The sequence below is a fragment of the Lactiplantibacillus modestisalitolerans genome, assembly GCF_005405425.1.
In the GTDB taxonomy this organism is placed as follows: Bacteria; Bacillota; Bacilli; order Lactobacillales; family Lactobacillaceae; genus Lactiplantibacillus; species Lactiplantibacillus modestisalitolerans.
The window spans coordinates 88,282-106,374 of record NZ_BJEA01000010.1 but is presented as its reverse complement, the minus strand read 5'-3'; the positions used below and the strand labels follow the sequence as shown (position 1 = coordinate 106,374).

The 18,093-nt window shown below is 47.8% G+C and carries 19 protein-coding genes; 10 read left to right on the top strand and 9 right to left on the bottom strand.

What is annotated here, in order from left to right:
* Positions 1–31: 31 nt before the first annotated feature.
* Together FFM79_RS06730 and FFM79_RS06725 are read right to left on the bottom strand one after the other, a co-directional pair.
* Entirely contained in the window at positions 32–2,398 is a 2,367-nt protein-coding gene (locus FFM79_RS06730; RefSeq protein WP_137642705.1) for a phosphoketolase family protein, read from the bottom strand.
* A gap of 205 nt (positions 2,399–2,603) precedes the next feature.
* Positions 2,604–3,329: a GntR family transcriptional regulator gene (locus tag FFM79_RS06725; RefSeq protein WP_137642704.1), complete on the bottom strand. Its 726-nt coding sequence runs from the start codon at positions 3,327–3,329 to the stop codon at positions 2,604–2,606.
* Positions 3,330–3,449: 120 nt separating this feature from the next.
* On the opposite strand from FFM79_RS06725, the gene ybaK reads away from it, so the two are divergent.
* Both ybaK and FFM79_RS06715 read left to right on the top strand, forming a co-directional pair.
* Positions 3,450–3,956: a Cys-tRNA(Pro) deacylase gene (gene ybaK / locus FFM79_RS06720; protein WP_137642703.1), complete on the top strand. Its 507-nt coding sequence runs from the start codon at positions 3,450–3,452 to the stop codon at positions 3,954–3,956.
* Positions 3,957–3,960: 4 nt separating this feature from the next.
* Complete coding sequence (locus FFM79_RS06715; protein ID WP_137642702.1) at positions 3,961–4,731, top strand: hypothetical protein; 771 nt, start codon at positions 3,961–3,963, stop codon at positions 4,729–4,731.
* A gap of 97 nt (positions 4,732–4,828) precedes the next feature.
* Here the strand turns inward: FFM79_RS06715 and FFM79_RS06710 are convergent, their stop codons facing one another.
* From FFM79_RS06710 to FFM79_RS06700, 3 genes are all read right to left on the bottom strand, one after another.
* Positions 4,829–5,485 carry an HD domain-containing protein gene (locus FFM79_RS06710; protein WP_137642701.1) on the bottom strand — a complete coding sequence of 219 codons (657 nt, stop codon included), beginning with the start codon at positions 5,483–5,485 and terminating at the stop codon, positions 4,829–4,831.
* A 9-nt stretch (positions 5,486–5,494) separates the two neighbouring features.
* Positions 5,495–6,244 (bottom strand): LytR/AlgR family response regulator transcription factor, encoded by a 750-nt coding sequence (locus tag FFM79_RS06705; protein WP_137642700.1) that lies wholly within the window; start codon positions 6,242–6,244, stop codon positions 5,495–5,497.
* Positions 6,245–6,539: 295 nt separating this feature from the next.
* On the bottom strand, positions 6,540–7,064 hold the full coding sequence (locus FFM79_RS06700; protein ID WP_137642699.1) for a DUF1836 domain-containing protein: 525 nt from the start codon (positions 7,062–7,064) through the stop codon (positions 6,540–6,542).
* Positions 7,065–7,228: 164 nt separating this feature from the next.
* Here FFM79_RS06700 and FFM79_RS06695 point away from each other — a divergent pair, with 164 nt between their 5' ends.
* Positions 7,229–7,573 carry a hypothetical protein gene (locus tag FFM79_RS06695; RefSeq protein ID WP_137642698.1) on the top strand — a complete coding sequence of 115 codons (345 nt, stop codon included), beginning with the start codon at positions 7,229–7,231 and terminating at the stop codon, positions 7,571–7,573.
* An 84-nt stretch (positions 7,574–7,657) separates the two neighbouring features.
* Here the strand turns inward: FFM79_RS06695 and FFM79_RS06690 are convergent, their stop codons facing one another.
* Together FFM79_RS06690 and FFM79_RS06685 are read right to left on the bottom strand one after the other, a co-directional pair.
* Positions 7,658–8,074, bottom strand: a complete 417-nt coding sequence (locus FFM79_RS06690; RefSeq protein WP_137642697.1) for an Hsp20/alpha crystallin family protein — start codon at positions 8,072–8,074, stop codon at positions 7,658–7,660.
* Positions 8,075–8,097: 23 nt separating this feature from the next.
* On the bottom strand, positions 8,098–8,439 hold the full coding sequence (locus tag FFM79_RS06685) for a hypothetical protein (protein ID WP_137642696.1): 342 nt from the start codon (positions 8,437–8,439) through the stop codon (positions 8,098–8,100).
* A gap of 160 nt (positions 8,440–8,599) precedes the next feature.
* Here FFM79_RS06685 and FFM79_RS06680 point away from each other — a divergent pair, with 160 nt between their 5' ends.
* A complete protein-coding gene (locus tag FFM79_RS06680; RefSeq protein WP_137642695.1) occupies positions 8,600–9,973 on the top strand; it encodes a hemolysin family protein in 1,374 nt (457 codons plus the stop codon).
* Between the two features lie 214 nt (positions 9,974–10,187).
* The gene (gene nrdI / locus FFM79_RS06675; RefSeq protein WP_137642694.1) at positions 10,188–10,661 is read left to right on the top strand and encodes a class Ib ribonucleoside-diphosphate reductase assembly flavoprotein NrdI; all 474 of its coding nucleotides are present in this window, start codon (positions 10,188–10,190) and stop codon (positions 10,659–10,661) included.
* Positions 10,662–10,733: 72 nt separating this feature from the next.
* Here nrdI and FFM79_RS06670 read toward each other — a convergent pair whose 3' ends face one another.
* The gene (locus tag FFM79_RS06670; RefSeq protein WP_137642693.1) at positions 10,734–12,137 is read right to left on the bottom strand and encodes a class II fumarate hydratase; all 1,404 of its coding nucleotides are present in this window, start codon (positions 12,135–12,137) and stop codon (positions 10,734–10,736) included.
* Positions 12,138–12,302: 165 nt separating this feature from the next.
* Here FFM79_RS06670 and FFM79_RS06665 point away from each other — a divergent pair, with 165 nt between their 5' ends.
* Together FFM79_RS06665 and zwf are read left to right on the top strand one after the other, a co-directional pair.
* Positions 12,303–12,650 (top strand): SdpI family protein, encoded by a 348-nt coding sequence (locus tag FFM79_RS06665; protein ID WP_137642692.1) that lies wholly within the window; start codon positions 12,303–12,305, stop codon positions 12,648–12,650.
* 142 nt (positions 12,651–12,792) lie between these two features.
* On the top strand, positions 12,793–14,277 hold the full coding sequence (gene zwf / locus FFM79_RS06660; RefSeq protein ID WP_137642691.1) for a glucose-6-phosphate dehydrogenase: 1,485 nt from the start codon (positions 12,793–12,795) through the stop codon (positions 14,275–14,277).
* Between the two features lie 345 nt (positions 14,278–14,622).
* On the opposite strand, the gene pdxR is transcribed toward zwf, so the two are convergent.
* The gene (gene pdxR / locus FFM79_RS06655) at positions 14,623–16,011 is read right to left on the bottom strand and encodes a MocR-like pyridoxine biosynthesis transcription factor PdxR (protein ID WP_137642690.1); all 1,389 of its coding nucleotides are present in this window, start codon (positions 16,009–16,011) and stop codon (positions 14,623–14,625) included.
* A 100-nt stretch (positions 16,012–16,111) separates the two neighbouring features.
* Here pdxR and FFM79_RS06650 point away from each other — a divergent pair, with 100 nt between their 5' ends.
* The 3 genes from FFM79_RS06650 (at position 16,112) to FFM79_RS06645 (ending at position 18,083) form a co-directional block, all read left to right on the top strand.
* Positions 16,112–17,281, top strand: a complete 1,170-nt coding sequence (locus FFM79_RS06650) for an aminotransferase class I/II-fold pyridoxal phosphate-dependent enzyme (RefSeq protein ID WP_137642689.1) — start codon at positions 16,112–16,114, stop codon at positions 17,279–17,281.
* Positions 17,282–17,310: 29 nt separating this feature from the next.
* Positions 17,311–17,478 (top strand): hypothetical protein, encoded by a 168-nt coding sequence (locus FFM79_RS12625; protein ID WP_170177402.1) that lies wholly within the window; start codon positions 17,311–17,313, stop codon positions 17,476–17,478.
* 170 nt (positions 17,479–17,648) lie between these two features.
* Positions 17,649–18,083 (top strand): hypothetical protein, encoded by a 435-nt coding sequence (locus tag FFM79_RS06645; protein WP_137642688.1) that lies wholly within the window; start codon positions 17,649–17,651, stop codon positions 18,081–18,083.
* Positions 18,084–18,093: the final 10 nt, after the last annotated feature.

Below are 18,093 nucleotides of genomic sequence, written 5' to 3'. Positions count from 1 at the left end.
AAATTCAATTAATTTGGATTGCGGTTAATGGTTATTTTAACCCTTTCCATTGCCAATCATTGACTTCTGGTAAATCAGTCCCAGCGTCACGAATGTAGGCATTGTGCTTAGCGAGCATGTCGTCCATTGCTTGAACGAAGGCGGCGCCACGGTCAACGAGTGCTGGTTGAACAGCAATCGCCGACTTTGCTAAGTCGAAGCGGTCCATTTGGTTAACGACCCGCACGTCAAACGGCGTGGTGATGTCCCCGTTTTCACGGTAGCCATGCACGTGTAAGTTATGGTTATGCCGGTCAAAGAAGATGTCACGAACGAGATCTTCATAGCCGTGGAACGCGAAGACGACTGGCTTATCCTTCGTAAAGTAGTGGTCAAATTCTGCATCGGACAAGCCACGCGGGTCCTTTTCAGGACTGCGTAACTTCAAGATGTCGACCACGTTGACGAACCGAATCTTCATTTCTGGGAAGTTTTCGTGCAATAACTGGATCGCAGCCAACGTTTCAAGCGTTGGTTCCGTCCCAGCCGCAGCGAAGACGATGTCTGGTTCACTCCCCTGGTCAGTACTTGCCCAGTCAACGATGCCCAGCCCGTTATCAACTAATTTCTTAGCTTCATCAATGCTGAACCACTGTGGCCGTGGATGCTTCGACGTTACAACGTAGTTAATCTTTTCCTGACTCCGGAAAACCACGTCGCCGACCGCCAGCAAGGTGTTCGCATCAGCTGGCAAGTATTCGCGGATATATTCCGGCTTCTTTTCAGCTAAGTGGGTTAACGCCCCTGGATCTTGGTGGGTATAGCCATTATGATCTTGTTGGAAAACCGTTGAGGACGCAATGATGTTGAGTGACGGGTACTTCTTGCGCCAGTCAAGTTCATTGGCCTTCCGTAACCACTTGAAGTGCTGGGTCAGCATTGAGTCAACGACCCGCAAAAAGGCTTCGTAGCTCGCAAACAGGCCGTGCCGACCAGTTAAGACGTAACCTTCAAGCCAACCTTCCGCTTGGTGTTCAGATAACTGCGCATCCAAGATTCGGCCAGCTGGCGCTTCGTATTGGTCACTATCGGGATGAATATCTTCCAGCCATTGCCGATTAGTGGCTTCAAAAATGCCGTATAACCGGTTCGACATCGTTTCATCCGGACCGAATAACCGGAAGTTATCCGGGTTCTTCTTGATTACGTCCCGGAGATAGTCGGACCAAACAATCATGTCTTGTTTGACGTTGGCCCCATGCTTGCTCGTATCAACAGCATAGTCGCGGAAGTTTGGTAAGTTCAATGCCTTGGGATCAACCCCCCCGTTTGTGATTGGGTTGGCTGCCATCCGACTTTGACCTTGAGGAATAATAGCCTTGATATCGTCTTTCAGGCTACCATCCGCATTAAATAATTCTTCGGGACGGTAGGACTTGAGCCAATCAACCAACGCGTCTGCGTGTTCCATGTCGTTTTGGTCAACGGGAATTGGAATTTGATGGGCCCGGAAAGAGCCTTCGATTTTATCGCCATCCCACGACTTCGGACCAGTCCAGCCCTTCGGTGCACGGAAGACGATCATTGGCCATACCGGTAAGCTGGCATCGTTGTTGTCACGCGCATTCTTTTGAATGGCTTCAATCTTTTCAACGGCTTCGTCCATCGCTTTAGCTAACGCTGGATGAACCTTTTCAGGATCGTCACCTTCGACAAAAATTGGTTCCCAGTTCATGCTTTCAAAGTATTCTTTAATTTTAGCATCGGGCGTCCGACCAAAGATAGTTGGGTTAGAAATCTTAAAACCGTTTAAGTTTAAAATTGGTAGAACCGCCCCATCGTTGATCGGGTTGATGAATTTCGTTGATTGCCAAGAAGTTGCCAGTGGTCCGGTTTCAGATTCACCATCACCAACGACAACGGCCGCAATTTCGTTCGGATTATCCAAAATGGCGCCAACCCCGTGGGAGATTGAGTAACCCAGTTCGCCACCTTCATGGATGGAACCCGGCGTTTCGGGAGCCGCGTGGGAAGCCACGCCCCCTGGGAACGAGAACTGCTTAAAGAGTTTCTGCATCCCGTCAACATCCTGTGTAATTTCGGGATACGTTTCAGTATAGCTCCCGTCCAAGTAGGAGTTAGATACCATCACTTGACCACCATGACCGGGACCTTCAACGTAAAACATCTTCAAGTTGTACTTGTTAATGACCCGGTTTAAGTGGGCATAAATAAAGTTTTGCCCAGCAATCGTACCCCAGTGGCCGATTGGATGGACCTTAACGTCACTGGCCTTTAATGGCCGTCGTAATAGTGGATTATCTTTTAAATAAAGTTGACCGACTGACAAGTAGTTGGCTGCTCGCCAGTACTTATCAACGGCTTTTAAATATGCTGGTGATGAGTAATCTGTTGCCATATCAAAACACTCCTTCAATATGCACTTTCGTTTGAGACGATCAATATCGTTTACAGCTACCATTTTAACAAGTCCCTAATAAAAGTCAACCTTTTAGTCAATTGGAACGGTCCAATTGACTAATCCAAATAAAAAGCCCGCGCTAGTTGCACTAGCCACGCGCTTTTTAGACTGGTTTAATTTAAACGGATACCGGCTTAACTGGCTACCCGTTAGTGGAAACAAAGGTCGTATACTTCATATAGCGGTAATGGAGCCGCATATTCGAAACTTCGAACGGCGTACCGTCGTCCAAGAAAAAAATTCCGCTCATAACGCCAACCGGTTCGGTTGGTTTTAACTGCAATAGTTGCTGGTCATTAGCACTCGACGCATCCGCCGAAATCGAAAGAAACGATTTGGTAACTGCGGCGTTGAGCGTCTGTTGGACGTAGTTAAAAATCGAGCCACTCACCACTTGGCGATTTAGTTCCGGTACTAATTTGATCGGGATGTAGCCCGTTTCAATCATAAACGGCCGCTCATCCAACAACCGCAGGCGCTTAATTTCGTAAACAAACTCATCGGGACTTAAAAAAAGGTCCTGTTGCAACTCTTGACTTGCAGGAATGACTTGAAAGTCTAATAATTGAATACTAGGTTGTGCGCCTTCAGTATTCAAGCTGTCCGTGATTCCCAAGTTAGTTCCTTCGTATTTAAAAGAGGATTGATTTTTAAGATATAATGGATTAATAAACGTGCCCGAACCGCGTTTTTTAAAAATCAATCCCTGATTAGCTAGGACGTTGAGCGCACGCTTAACCGAACTACGACTGACGTGATATTGATCACTCAGGCTACGTTCGTCCGGTAATTTTTTATCGGGAAATTCATTCGCCATAATTCGCTGATTGAGGTCGGTAATGACTTGTTGATAAACCAGGTCTGCCATCGGTACCCCTCCTTACTCGTGATAACTAACCCTAGTATAGCAGAATTTAAACTTTTTTGGCGAATTGAACCGGTCCATTTATTAAATTGGAACGTATTATATTTTAGTGAAGGTGAAAACATGTCCAAGAAGAAAAAGAAACAGGCCCAACTCGGCAAAACACTCGTTGAAAAAATTTTAGATAAGGCCAACGTCGCTTATCAGCAGTATGAATTTCCAACTGAGACCGAAGGAGACGTCGAACAGCTCCAGGTCGACCACCTCGGTGTGGATGAACACCATATTTATAAAACGCTGGCGTTAACCGGTAATAAAACTGGCCCGTTAGTCGGTGTTTTACCCTTAGACGAGCACCTGAGTTATAAAAAACTAGCAAAGTTGTCCGGTAACAAAAAAGTTGGTATGATTCCGCTCAAGGACCTTGAACGGACAACTGGTTACCAGCACGGTGCGAACACCCCGGTCGGTATTTGGGAAACTAAGAAGTTTCCGATTTACATCAACACCACGGCTAAGGAACAGGGCAAAATTTTGGTGTCTTCCGGTAAAATCGGTCGTTCAATCGAAATTGATGCTAATGATTTAAAAAAGCTCGTCCACGGCACGTTCGGCGAAATAACGGAGTAACCGTTTGAAAGCCATTCTACTTAATAATTTGGTTGCGTTACTCGTCCTAATCGGCATTCCCGGTGGGTTTGCAGGGCTCCTAACCGTTCTCAACCGGCGCAGCAAGCGCAACCTCGTTAATCGCTTTGGCGTTAATAGCCAGGTTTATTGCGGTGCTTTAGGAATTGTGATTCACGAACTGAGCCACTTGATCGTCGCGGTGCTCTTCCGGCACGGCATCCAGTCCGTGCGTCTAATCAAACGCCCCCACCTAACCGCGGGCAGCGATGACGACCTGGCCCTCGGCTACGTCAATCACACTTGGCAAGCTGGTAACTACTACCAGGTGATTGGCAACCTGTTTATCGGCGTCGCCCCCATTTTCGGTTGCACAGCGGCACTCCTCGGCTTAGATTACTGGCTCTGGCCGGGACTCGCGCGGGCCATTATGCACCTTGCCGCTACGCCCACCGTCCTTGATTGGACCGGTAGTTGGCACCTGATCCTAACGACCCCGACCAGCGTTGGCCGGTTGATCTTGCTAGCTGGGTTATCCCTAATGATCGTTTTGGGTGGCTTCGACCTTAGTCCCGCCGACTATCAAAATAGTGCCGTGGGATTATACAGTACCCTCGCCACCATCATTGTGGGCACAAGCCTGTTAACCTGGCTCGGAATCACGACCTGGTTGCAGGGACTCATCCAGTGGGGCGTCACGCTCACCATTATTTTAGGTTACGCCGTGGTTCTCTCACTGCTGGTCGCCCTAGCCAGCCGGTTACTTGTCCGTCGCTAAGGCTTGGGAATGCACGGGCCAAACACGTTTCGACTATTCCATTATAAAAGACCGACTTGTCAGGTATCCTGCAAGTCGGTCTTTTTAAGTTGTACGCTTAATCTTGGTCTTCAGCCGTCCACTCAGCTTTAAATTGTGCAACGAAGCGTCGCATCACTTGCGTCCGACTCGCCGCTAACCGTTTGGCCGCCGCCGTATTCATCAACCCTTCTAACTTAAATAGCTTTTCATCAAAATGGTTGATGGCGGTTCCAGGCTGGTTACGATACTGTTCACGGGTCATGTTCATCCGTGGGGCAATCGCCGGATCGTAAATTTTTTCTCCTACGTGACCGGAATAGTAAAGCGCCCGCGCGATCCCGATTGCTCCGATCGCGTCTAAGCGGTCCGCGTCTTGCACAATTTGTCCTTCCAAACTAAGGGATTGCTGCCCCGCAAACCCCTTACTGAAAGACATATGATCAATAATTGCAAAAATCGCGGTTTGATCAGCGGGCGCCACCCCCGTAGCCGTTAATTTTTGTGCCAGCGCCGCGTGGGCGGCCTGTGGATCAGCCATTAACTTATCATCAATGACGTCGTGGAGCCACGCCGCGGCCAAGGTCAAGTTGAGATTGACCCCTTCCGCCTGAGCTAATCGCCGGGCCAAGCGATTAACCCGCTGGAGGTGGTCATCACCATGCCCACTCCGATCCTGTGCCAAGCGCTGCAAAGCGTACGCTTTTAACGTTGCTAATTGGGTATCCGTTATCATCTGCTCATCCTATTCCTGCGCTTGATAGTAAGCGCGTAATTTCTTAATTGTTCCGCGACTAAAGGTCAGCCGGTCACCGTTAATCATCCGAATCACGCCCTTATTAAAATCAACGCTGACGACCATCGATAAATTCAACGCATAACTTTGAAATTCGTTGAAAAAGCGCCCATTCGTTAGCTGGGCCTTAATCGTATTCAAATTTTTATGCACCACGTACGCTTGGTCAGTCGTGATGATTCGCGTCGTCCGTAACCCGTGAACTTTTTCGCAGTAAACAATATCTTTTAATTTCAATGTTAATAATAACGCACCACTTTGAATCGTCAAAGTCGGTTCCATTTCCCGCTGCAAGCAATTTAAGCGCTTTTTAATGACCTCCAGAACCTGCCGAACTTGCGGTGCAAAGTGCACCACGTCAAACATATTCGCCTTGGAAATAAAACCAGTTGGCGTCGTCATCGCGTCCAGCGTGGCGGGCATCATATCATCTCGAACCGTGACGTAAACGATAAACCCATCCGGATCGTAATCCCGAATTTTGGATGCGAGCTGAATGCCGTTAATTTCACGTTGCAACACGATGTCTAAAAAGTATAAATTCGGTCCGCGACTCGCCTTAACGGCGGCCAAAACGTCGGCAGGCTGCCAAGCCGGTGCCAATTCATAGTCAAAATTTAAGTCATCCAATTGTTTGGTAATGACGTCGTTTAACCAGAGACGTTGCGGTTCTTGATCGTCACTGATAAACACCTTCATGCGATTTCCCCTTTTCTGTCAAGCCTAAGTCGCGAACCGCGCAAGCCTTTGCGTGCCCCCGTATCTCAATTGTACCATTAGAAGTTAGTCAATTGACCTTACGAACTTAAAATAACTACCCATCTGCCACTAATTGTAGCGTTATTTCATCAATTTTCAATTGTTTGCAATCCAGTATTACCCCGTTCAATGGGACAAAATTCGCTAACCGCAAGCCGAAAAAAAGAGCCCGCGACAAAAGTCACAGTCTCTCCTAGCTTTCAGAATGACGCACACGCGCCGCTTGAGCAACGACTTATTTTTCTAATTGTTGGGGTGAAACGCGCCGGCGATTCAACCGAAGCAACTCGTCAGTTCTTAGTTTATCCACAATCAACCGGGCCGCCGCGTTCGTCAAACTTTGACCCAAGTCCTGATCAGAAACTTGTAACGGCTCGTCAGGATGCTGTAACTGGTGCGTCAGCATCGTAATGAAATTATCGTAGGCCCGCTTAGGATAGCCGGTTGCGGTTACCTGATCAATTCCCTGCCGGATTTGGTCTAACGGGTAACTGGGCTTCAATAAACTAATCACAATAATATCGGCTAATTGCATAATTTGATATTTTTTCTTAATCGGTGCCATGATTACCTTGTGCTTGACGTAATTATTGATCATCGCCGCCGTCACCGGGTCCACTCCCAGCGGCTGGAGCGTTTCGTTAATCAGTAGTAACACCTGGTCCATGTATAAATCAAAATTCGGCAATTCAATCCACTTTGGTAGGACGACCTTGGCCATCCGCGCCTGCCAATCGGCGTACGTTTCATTAGCTGTCATCTGGGCACCTCCTAATATCTTAAAACTATTATATCCAGATTAGCTAGTCTTGTAAACTAGTAAGCAATAGGCGCACCTAGCATGCGGATGGCGTGCAATCCTAAGTGATTATGGTATGATGGTTTGGTTAATAATAAATCTTAGAAAAGCAGGTTCCGATTAATATGTATGAAATGACTAAAAAATTACGCGTAGCCGACGACGTGAAGGAACGGGTGCCCCAAGCCGTCATTGCTGGTCTATGGGAGCGACTCAAGGCGATGCGCCAAGAAAAGATCTTAATTGACGACACGATTGCCATCATGTTTAGCGATGACTACGAAGACGATAAGATTTTTTTCATGACGCTCCAAAAAGCCGGCTCGTTTGCTAAGGAATACGACTTAGCTTACGACGGCCCGAAGGATTTTCTTGGTAAGGGCACGATTGTCATCATTAAGGATCGTCCGCGGACGATTCAAATGAGCCTTTCGGATGCCAATAAAAACGCGGAACAACCTAAAGCATAAATCAGTCTACCCGGCCGGTCGCGGTTCGGGTATTTTTTTTAAAAAAAGAGCCACAAACGCAAGCATCGCGCTGTGGCTCCCCGTCTATTGAATTTCAATTTTACTACTAGCTGCCGCCGCTTCCTTTGGCAGGGTCACCGCCAGCAATCCCGCGTGGTAGTGGGCCTGAATCTTTTGCGCATCAACATCCGCAAAGTAGAAGCGCCGACTAAGCGCGGTTGCCCGCCGTTCCTGGTGTAACCAGCGCCCGTCATCCTGAGTACTACCAGCGGTGCGGCTATTAGCCCGAATCGTTAACCATTCATCCGCAAACTTAACCGTTAACGCGTCCTTATCAAAACCGGGTAATTCCGCCGTTACGGTATAATCATCATCGTGTTCCACCACGTCCGTTCGCATCACCGTCCGCGGATTAAGAACGTGGGTCACATCGCGTTGCACCCGCTGCAATACTTCAACGGGCGTCTTTAAATGCTGATCAGAAAATAAGTGTCGGAACATGGCTAACCCTCCGTTATCATTGACTAATAGGCTTCTTGATGCAACGCATCGGCTAAGAGATCTAAGGCCTTCGCTCGCGTCTTCGTTTGATCCATATCAAAGATGATGGAATCAATGTCGCCACCCTTGAAATCAAATTGTTCAAAGTAAATGTACGGATCTTCCCCGTCAACCTTTAAGAAGGCAGCTTCCACTTTCTTGGCAAAACCTGCCGCCCAATCTTCATCAGCCATTTGCTTAAAATCAACCCGGGTCACGTAACCACGATCACGAATTAAGTCCATTGCTTGCTTGACATCACTATCTTGATAAACCAATTTCTTCGAATCCTCATGAATCTTAGTTTTCGTTTCTACTGGCATCACAGAAGATCTCCCTTTATTTGGTATACATTTAGTTTAGCACCAAATTTTGAAAACGTTAACTATCTTTCACTGATTGCAAAATATCGTAACAATCCTTATCATAATAGTCACTTCGCGTTATACTGTTAGTAACAAAATATATGAAATGAGGAATGTTTCTTTGGACAGTGGCCAGATCATTTTAAATTTAGTCATTATCGTCATTACGTTCTTCGTTGCCGCTTTTTTCGTGGCCTGTGAATTTGCTTTAGTCCAGACTCGCCCAAGCGCCCTCGAAGAAGAACAAAAAAAGCGTGATAAGCCTTCTAAGCGAATCGCCACCTCACTGCACATGGTTCACAACTTAAACGAATACTTGTCGACGACCCAAGTTGGGGTTTCACTCGCGGGGATTATTTTAGGTTGGATTGGGGAGCAAACGACTGAACATTTCGTTCTAGACTTACTTTCCATGATGAACCTTTCCATTAGTACTGGCGTGCTACGAGCTATCAGTATCATCATCGGGGTCTTTGTGTTGACCTACTTAGAAGTGGTCTTAACGGAAATCGTTCCGAAAAACATTGCCATCGATATGCCACTGAAAGTAATGGCCGTTATTACAACGCCGCTCAGGTGGTTTCACGTCCTATTTTATCCGTTCGTCTGGTTATTGAACGCCTCTTCAGCCCGGGTCGTCAAACTATTAGGGATTCCGGTTGCCAACGAAGATAACGACGTTTATTCCCAAGCCGAAATTTTAAACTTGTCACGAAACGCTGTCTCCGGCGGTGAGCTGGAACGCGACGACTACCTGTACATGCAACGTGCGTTTGAATTCAACGACAAGATTGCTAAGGACATCATGATTGACCGCACCCAGCTCGTGGTGATCGACATCAACGATACGGTCAAGCAGGCAATTCGCGTTTACCTACAAAAGCGGTTCAGCCGCCTACCAGTCGTGGCCAACAATGATAAGGATAAGATTTTAGGTTACGTTTATAATTACGACCTCATCCGTCAGGGTGAAGTCGATGATGATATTCGGGTCAACAAGGTCCTTCGTAACATCATCACGATTCCAGAAACCACCCCAATTCAAGAAATTCTCCAAAAGATGATTGATAAGCAAACGCCAATCGTGGTCGTCGTGGATGAATATGGTGGGACTAGCGGAATCGTTACCGATAAAGATATTTACGAAGAGCTCTTTGGGACGGTTAACGATGAAATCGACAACGTCTCCAATGAGTACATTGATAAACAGGCCGACGGGACTTATCACATTAGTGGTAAAATGACGATTTATGATTTTGAACGTTACTTTAAAGCCGACTTACAAGAATTTGAGGATTCTGACGTGGTCACCCTAACCGGGTACATTTTGGATAACTTCCCCAAAATCCAAGCTGGCGATACGATTCAAATCGGTGATTTTAATTTCAAGGCGCTCGATTTTGAGAATGCCTACATTAACTATTTCGAGGTTAGTCGTAAAACGCCGGCAACGCCGCCGACAACTACGGATCAATCCGATTCCGAAGCAGATTAATCGCGGTCAAAACGGTTTGTCAACCAGCTTGGTTGGCAAGCCGTTTTTATCTAGTTTCAGCAAATGACACCTACTCTGCCGTATTAGTAACCCCGACAACTGGCACTTTTTGGTTTTAGATTTAGTTAACCCAATGATTAGTTGAAGTTGTTTGCAAAAGCCCGTTTGCCAGCGTAAACTAAAGACAACGTCAAACAGAAATGAGGAACTAATTGTGAGTGAATCAACGATTAACATTATATACATCTCCATCGAGGGTAACACCCGCTCATTCGTGACTGGCCTGCAGGACTATGCCAAAACCCAGCACGCGGCGGATGAAAGTAATCCTTTGATCACCCTCAAGGAAATTACCGAACAATCCGACTTTGCGATTGAAACGAAACCGTACTTCGCGTTTGTCCCAACTTACTTAGACGGCGGTAACGGGGTCGATAACGGGGTCAAGGAACTAATGACCAACGCGTTAGGTGAATATCTGAACTATGATCAAAATTCACGCTACTGCTTAGGTGTCGTTGGGAGCGGTAATAAGAACTTCAACGATCAATACTGCTTGACCGCCCGGCGCTACGCTGAACAATTAGATACCGACTTCATTGCAGATTACGAATTACGGGGAACTTCCGTTGATACGGAACGGGTTTACCACGTCATGAAGGAACGCCTAAACGCGTGCACCCAATAAGGCCTCATTTTTAAAATAAAGCGGTAATACTGATTCGCTTAAGAACCGGTATTACCGCTTTTTCGTTATCGTTTAGTCATCCTTGGATTCAGTTTGTCGTTCTACGTTCGTCATTTTAAGCGGGTCAACCCACTGATCAAAATCAGCCGCCGTAACGTAACCGCTGGCGAGCGCGGCCACCCGTAATGTCGTCCCCTGCTTTTCAGCCTGCTGAGCAATTTCCGCGGCGTGATGGTAGCCAATGTGGGGGGATAGCGCCGTAACGGTCATCAACGATTCATCAACCAATTGATGCATCCGTTGCGCATTAACCCGTAAGCCGGTCACTAACTTGGTGGTCAAGCCAGCCAGCGTCCCCGTCAGTAGTTCCGCCGATTCTAAGAAAGCCGCAATTATCACGGGCTTATAAACGTTCATTTCAAAGTTACCCTGACTAGCCGCAAAGCTAATCGTGGTATCGTTACCCATGACCCGGGCGGCCGCCATCGTTAGGGCTTCGACCTGAGTCGGATTAACTTTACCAGGCATAATTGATGAGCCGGGTTCGTTAGCCGGAATTGTGAGTTCGCCGTAGCCCGCCCGCGGGCCGCTCGCGAGGAAGCGCAAGTCATTGCCAATTTTAACGAGGTCGGCTGCCAACGTTTTGAGCGCTCCGTGAACGACCGTTAATTCAGAGTGTGCGGCCAAACCGGCAAAGGCGTTGTCGCTAAGCCGAAACGGTACTTGGTAAGCAGTGGTCAACGCGGCAACCATCTGCCCTGCAAACGCCGGCTGGGTATTTAACCCGGTGCCAACCGCCGTGCCCCCAATTGGCAGTGCTAGTAAGGCGCCTTTCAACTGGTTTAAATAAGCGCGATCGTGCGTTAACATCGCGACCCAGCCGCTAATTTCCTGGCCAAAAGTGAGCGGCGTCGCGTCTTGTAAATGCGTTCGGCCAATTTTAACCGTGCGCCAATACGTCTGCTGCTTAACTTTCAAGGCGTCAATCAATGCCGTTAATTGCGTGATCAACGGTGTCAGTACCTGGTAAGCGGCAATGTTCATCGCGGTTGGGAACGTGTCATTGGAACTCTGTGACTGATTAACGTCATCGTTGGCGGCAATGGCCGGTTGTGGTGCCAGTTGGCCAGCGACGTGCGCCAAAACCTCGTTGACGTTCATATTCGTTTGCGTTCCCGAGCCCGTTTGGTAAACGTGTAGTGGAAAATCAGCCTGTAAAGCGCGATCATCCAGCGCCAATAATTTGGCTGCGGCTTGCTGGATCAAGTCCGCCTTTGCCGGTGCCAACGTTTTTAAATCACCGTTGACCGCGGCGGCGGCACGCTTAATTTCCAGTAACGCCCGCACAACCGCTAGCGGCATTAACGGTCCGTGGGGAAAATTATGGCGACTCCGTTCTGTCTGTGGCCCCCATAAAGCCGTTGCTGGAATTTGAACTGTTCCTAACGTATCCGCTTCTTCACGGTAAGTTGTCATATTGAACCCCTCCAATTTTTGATTGCTTCTAGTTTACCATGCTCGTGCTAACGTGCGCGGAATAATTCAGCCCCGCATGCGGTCAATCCCGATTGTCGACGACGCCCCTCCTCATTGCTATAATAGAAATAAGTATCTGTTAATTTAAAAAAACGAGGTGACAAAATGTCGAATAGTGGTTTCGGCTTTACGGCGGGATTTTTGATTATTCTCATCGTTTGGATTTATCAACGGATTCACATGCCTAAGATGCGCTCATTTCTCGGCTATACCTCACGCCGGGCAATCAAAAATGAAGAAACTTGGGCGTTTGCCCAACGCTTCTACAGTACGTTTGGAATTGAGATTTTTACAATTTTACTAATTGGTTCAATTGCGGGCGGACTCTTAAACATCGCCTGGCTCCAAGACCCGACAATTCAAATCCTCGGACTAGGAATCAGCTTAATTCTGCAAAACATTGCGACCGAACGCGAATTACGGCGTGCGTTTCCCGACTCAGCTTCTTCCTAATCAACGTTGCTATTCGGGGGAACAATGCTTTATAATTGACCGTTGATACTAATTGCTTAATATTAGTAATGGTAGGTTTTACAATTCAAATAACAAATTTTCAGCACCTGGTATAAATATTTCTAGTAAAGAAGTGAAATTGATGAGTAAAGAAAAAATTGCCTTGTTCACCATTTTTGGTGGCACCGGCGACTTAGCCCAACGTAAACTGTATCCGTCCCTATTCAAGCTTTACCAGAAAGGCTATTTACGTGAACATTTTGCCGTGATTGGCACCGCTCGGCGGCCCTGGACCGACGAGCATTATCACGAAGTTATTGCGACCTCGTTAGCAAGTTTGAACGCTGATCCCGCCGCAGTCACCCAATTTGCAAGCCACTTTTATTACCAATCACACGACGTAACTGACGCGCAACACTACGTTACGTTAAAAAAGCTGTCCGCCAAGTTAGACGCGCAGTACGGTCTTCAAGGCAACCGCATCTTTTACTTAGCAATGGCGCCCAATTTCTTTGGGACCATTGCCCAACATTTACGTTCAGAACAAATTTTAACCACGAACGGCTTTAACCGCGTTATCATCGAAAAGCCGTTTGGACACGACTTTGCTAGCGCGAAGGAACTGAACGATCAGCTAACCGCAACCTTCAACGAAAACCAAATTTACCGCATTGATCATTACCTCGGTAAGGAAATGATCCAAAACATCTCTGCGATTCGGTTTGGCAATAGCATCTGGGAAGCGCTCTGGAATAACCGCTATATTTCAAACGTTCAGGTTACTTTGAGTGAAAAACTGGGCGTCGAGGAACGGGCCGTTTACTATGACAACAGTGGCGCGCTCCGGGACATGGTTCAAAATCACATTATGCAAATTATCAGTTTGTTAACTATGGACCAACCAGTTGAATTTACGGAACACGACATTGACGTCGAAAAAGTCAAGGCCTTGCGGAGCTTACGGACTCTGAAGCCGGAAGAAGTTCCTGCTAACTTTGTCCGCGGGCAGTACGCGGCGACTGACCAAGTTAAGGATTACCGCTCTGAAGATAAGATTTCACCGGATTCTAATACGGATACTTTCGTTGCCGGCAAGCTAATGGTTGATAACTACCGGTGGTCAGGCGTTCCGTTCTACATTCGAACTGGGAAACGCTTGGCAGATAAATTCACGCGAATCGACATTGTCTTCAAGCGACCAATCGTCAACATTTTCAATCACGAAGATGTTCAGAAAAATGATGACGAAAATAGCCGCTTAAACGCCAACGTCTTGACCATCAACGTGGAACCAACCGAAGGCTTCGAGCTACGCATGAACGCTAAGCACGTTGGCCAAGGATTCGCCACAACGCCGGTTAAACTTAATTTTGCGTTGGATTCGCAATCCGTTAGCGATAGCCCCGAAGCTTACGAGCGGTTATTGCACGACGTTTTAAACGGGGATGCAACGAACTTTACCCATTGGGACGAAGTCGCCTATTCCTGGAAATTCGTCGATACCATTCAAAAGTACTGGGATGAACATACGCCGACCTTCCCTAATTATCAACCAGGGTCGATGGGTCCCACCGCTGCGGATGACTTACTGCAACGGGACGGTCATGAATGGATTTATAAAAGTTAATTAGCAAAGCGCAAACCGCGCCCCATCGTGTATACGACCGGGGCGCGGTTTTAATTTTTTATGGCTCTATGATATATAGCGTTGATCTGCTAAAAAGTTATCAGTTAAACTTCTAATAAATTCACAGCAATTGCTAAACTAAGCGGGTAAGTTTTAGTAAGTATTCTTTAAAACTAGGCTTTATCAAAAAGAGACTGACTAAGATAGACCACGAAGCTTCGCATTCAGGTAAATCTAGCCAGTAGTGGGTGTAACCATGGCTCAAATCGATACCCGCAATCTTCCAGCCAGTTACACCCGCTGCTGGCGGTAAGATCAATACCAATTGGTACAGAACCTTTTTTATTACGGGTGTCCAAGCCGTTCACAAACGCTAACTAACCGGCGCAGCGCGATGGTTAAATCGTCAAGCGTTAACGCCGCAAATCCCAGCAAGTAATAATCATGCGTGGGCATCCGTTGCCAATTCGATTCAAGCGGATAAATCCGAACACTTTGTTCCGCCAACGCTGCTAACAGCTTCGTCTGTGATAGGTTAGGAATTCGGACAACCATGTGAAGCCCGGCGCCGGTCGCAATCGGTTCAATCAACGTGGTTCGCGCCAGCTCCGCACACACCAAGTCGTACTTTTTCCGGTTGATCACCCGGCTGCGATTAATGTGGCGATAATAGGCTCCCGAATCAAAGTAATTCAGCATTGCCTGCTGAATTAGACCGGCCACCATCGGACTACGGTAACGGTACTGGGCTTGATAAACGGGGACTAATTGGGGTGGTAAAACTAGATAGCCCATCCGCAGTGACGGGTCAATACTCCGTGAAAAGCGTCCCAGGTAGACTACTTGGCCAGCGGTCGCCAACGACTGCAACGCAGGCAGTGGGTGCGACGCATAACGATATTCACTATCGTAGTCGTCTTCAATAATGAGCCGCCGACTGTGCGCCGCCCACTCCAATAGCTGCAAACGCTGCGTAACTGGCATGACCACGCCCAGCGGAAATTGGTGCGCGGGCGTAGTGTACACAACCGCTGGAGCGAGCTGTTTAACCGACTCCAAATCCACACCAGTTGGCGTGACGGGCAGCGAAACCACCCGGTGCTGATAGCCAGTTGCAAGTTCCTGCAGGCCCCGATAGCCCGGATTTTCAACCCCGACCGTCCCAGCCGGTAATAAACTCAATAAAACCGCCAGCCCCGCCTTAGCTCCGTTGGTAATCACAATTTGGTCGGCTTGGCAATCAACCCCCCGCGTTGTTTTTAAAAAAGCGACCAACCGCTGGCGTAAGGCCAGACTACCCTGCGCAATCGGTGCATGGTCCGCGGGCGCTTCTTCAACTTGCCGGAGCGCTTCCCGGACGGCTTTTTTCCAAGCATTCCAGCTTGGCTTAATTAACGGCGTGTGGCCGTAGCGTAAATCGTATCGGCAGGGGGCGGTTGGCGTTGGTTCATTTAGCGAACTGGTCCTGGTTGTTGCCGCCGGTGCCTGGACGCCCGGCCAAGCTTGCAACTGGTGAAAATAGTAGCCACTCCCAGGAACACTGTAAACGAGCCCCTCGGCAAGCAGCTGCTCATACGCTTGCACCACGGTTGTTTTCGAAACGCCGAGACTCTGCGCTAGCCGGCGGACGGACCACAACCGGCGGTCGCCGTCGCGCTGTGGATCGTAATCGGCTTTGATCTGCTGATAAAGTTGAAAGTACAAGGGGGTTTCCGACTGCCGGTCAAGTAGCATAATCAACAACTGTCCTTTCATTTTTGTAAAAAGTGTCTATTTTCAAGTGGTCAATTTACACTTATTATAGACGGTAATCACCATGAGAGGAAGTTCAATAATGAGAACAAATCAAGTAATTCAACAAATTCAAGTCTCAGGAATCCGTCGGTTTGATGAGGCGCTTCCACAACGTCGCGACCTCATTAAATTGACCGTGGGGGAACCCGATTTAAAAACCCCGGCGCATATTAAAGCGGCAGCAGTGCGGGCAATTGAAGCCGATTGGACCCATTACTCTCCGCTCATGGGGTTTGCACAACTCCAACGGGCAGCCAGCAACTACTTCCAGCACCAATACGGGCTAAACTATGCACCGAGTGAAATTATTGCAACGGTCGGCGCAACTGAAGCAGTGGCAACTACCCTGATGACCCTGCTGAACCCCGGTGACGGGGTATTACTGCCAACTCCAGCGTACACCAGCTATGAGCCAGTCGTTGAAATTGCTCAGGGTCAATTAATTCCAATCGATACAACTAATACGGGTTATAAATTAACCCCCCAAACACTCCAGACAACCTTACGTCAGCACGCTGACCAGCACCCGAAGGTTTTAATTTTAAATTATCCGACGAATCCGACCGGCGTCACCTACACCCGCGCCGAACTAGAGGCCCTATTGCCAGTAATTCAACGGGCCGGGCTGTTCGTACTTAGTGATGAGATTTACAGTGCTCTAACTTATGAACAAGACCATACGGCGTTTGCAACGCTCTACCCGACCAAAACAATTACCATTAACGGCCTATCGAAATCACACGCCATGACCGGTTGGCGGTTAGGCTTCATCATGGCCCCCCAAGCATTGATCAATGAAATGAAAAAGACGCACCAGTACCTCGTGACCTCCACCAGCTCAATTTCACAAGCAGCGGCAATCGAAGCGCTAACTAACGGCGTAACTGACGGTGATCAAATGCGCGCAATTTATCAACAACGCCGTGACTTTGTCATTCAGCAACTTACCAAGCTCGGCCTGAATTTCATTTATCCGACCGGCGCGTTTTATGTTTTCGTGCAGGTCCCCGCTCAATTTGTCGGTTCCAGCTGGGAATTCGCAACGACGTTGGCCGAACAAACCGGGGTTGCGGTTATTCCCGGTTCTTCCTTTGGCGCAAACGGCGAAGGCTGGTTTCGGATTAGCTACGCTGCCAGCCAGACGGCGTTAACGACCGCTTTTAGCCGCTTGGCAACTTGGTTAGCCCAGCCCCAGGCACAAGCGAATTAGTTTGTGTCCAATTAAAACTGTTATATAATATGGGTAACTCAACAAAGAAAGTGGTGACACAAATGTGCGGCTGGTACTTTTCAGGCATGCCCTTCATGGGCGGCATGAGTGGCGGCGTTTGGGGCTTACTTAGCTTAATTGTCATTTTAGTGGGCGGCGCCTACTTTCTTGGCACCCGGGCGAAGCGTAATCACTAATAAACGTTGATCCCTAACGGAGTACTGGCAAACGTCAGCGCTCCGTTTTTTCGTGTAAAGGACCTTTTTATTCCGCACTGAAAGCGGTATATTAATATGGAGTGTATTTTAAAATTAATACATAGAATAATAATTGTTAGCAACATTTATTTAGCGAGGAGTTCGATGGTGTGTTCTGGTTACCAATTTTTTTATCAACTTTACTTATTATCTGGTGGGGCCTAACGCTTGGTCACCCCGCCTTAAGCTTGGACGTGGCCCTACTATTTAACGTTTTAAATAATAGCCTGTGGCAAAACGCACCCCAACCGGTTCAACACGTGGTCCACCGGAGTGCCCGGGATTTAAATCGAATTGGTCTCACCGCCATGGTGGGTTGCATTTTACTGGCCGTGGGAACCCTACTGCTAATCATTAGCTTTAATGGTGACCCGTACCAATCCTCCATCATTACCCTTTTATGCGCATTTGATTGTTACAGTTTTTACGGCTTATTCAACCGTGAACTACAACGCTATTACGCGCACCGTCGCTACCCCCAACTCAAGCAAGCCATTAATTATTTAATGACCGCAGAACCGCAAACGATGACGAATCCGCGGTAACGCGGCCACG

What these genes read in the sequence shown, in the direction of transcription:
- FFM79_RS06730 (WP_137642705.1), bottom strand. Translation starts at nt 2,398, where the DNA reads ATGGCAACAGATTACTCATCACCAGCATATTTAAAAGCCGTTGATAAG.
- FFM79_RS06725 (WP_137642704.1), bottom strand. Translation starts at nt 3,329, where the DNA reads ATGGCAGACCTGGTTTATCAACAAGTCATTACCGACCTCAATCAGCGA.
- ybaK (WP_137642703.1), top strand. Translation starts at nt 3,450, where the DNA reads ATGTCCAAGAAGAAAAAGAAACAGGCCCAACTCGGCAAAACACTCGTT.
- FFM79_RS06710 (WP_137642701.1), bottom strand. Translation starts at nt 5,485, where the DNA reads ATGATAACGGATACCCAATTAGCAACGTTAAAAGCGTACGCTTTGCAG.
- FFM79_RS06705 (WP_137642700.1), bottom strand. Translation starts at nt 6,244, where the DNA reads ATGAAGGTGTTTATCAGTGACGATCAAGAACCGCAACGTCTCTGGTTA.
- FFM79_RS06700 (WP_137642699.1), bottom strand. Translation starts at nt 7,064, where the DNA reads ATGACAGCTAATGAAACGTACGCCGATTGGCAGGCGCGGATGGCCAAG.
- FFM79_RS06695 (WP_137642698.1), top strand. Translation starts at nt 7,229, where the DNA reads ATGTATGAAATGACTAAAAAATTACGCGTAGCCGACGACGTGAAGGAA.
- FFM79_RS06690 (WP_137642697.1), bottom strand. Translation starts at nt 8,074, where the DNA reads ATGTTCCGACACTTATTTTCTGATCAGCATTTAAAGACGCCCGTTGAA.
- FFM79_RS06670 (WP_137642693.1), bottom strand. Translation starts at nt 12,137, where the DNA reads ATGACAACTTACCGTGAAGAAGCGGATACGTTAGGAACAGTTCAAATT.
- FFM79_RS06665 (WP_137642692.1), top strand. Translation starts at nt 12,303, where the DNA reads ATGTCGAATAGTGGTTTCGGCTTTACGGCGGGATTTTTGATTATTCTC.
- zwf (WP_137642691.1), top strand. Translation starts at nt 12,793, where the DNA reads ATGAGTAAAGAAAAAATTGCCTTGTTCACCATTTTTGGTGGCACCGGC.
- pdxR (WP_137642690.1), bottom strand. Translation starts at nt 16,011, where the DNA reads ATGCTACTTGACCGGCAGTCGGAAACCCCCTTGTACTTTCAACTTTAT.
- FFM79_RS06650 (WP_137642689.1), top strand. Translation starts at nt 16,112, where the DNA reads ATGAGAACAAATCAAGTAATTCAACAAATTCAAGTCTCAGGAATCCGT.
- FFM79_RS12625 (WP_170177402.1), top strand. Translation starts at nt 17,311, where the DNA reads ATGGGTAACTCAACAAAGAAAGTGGTGACACAAATGTGCGGCTGGTAC.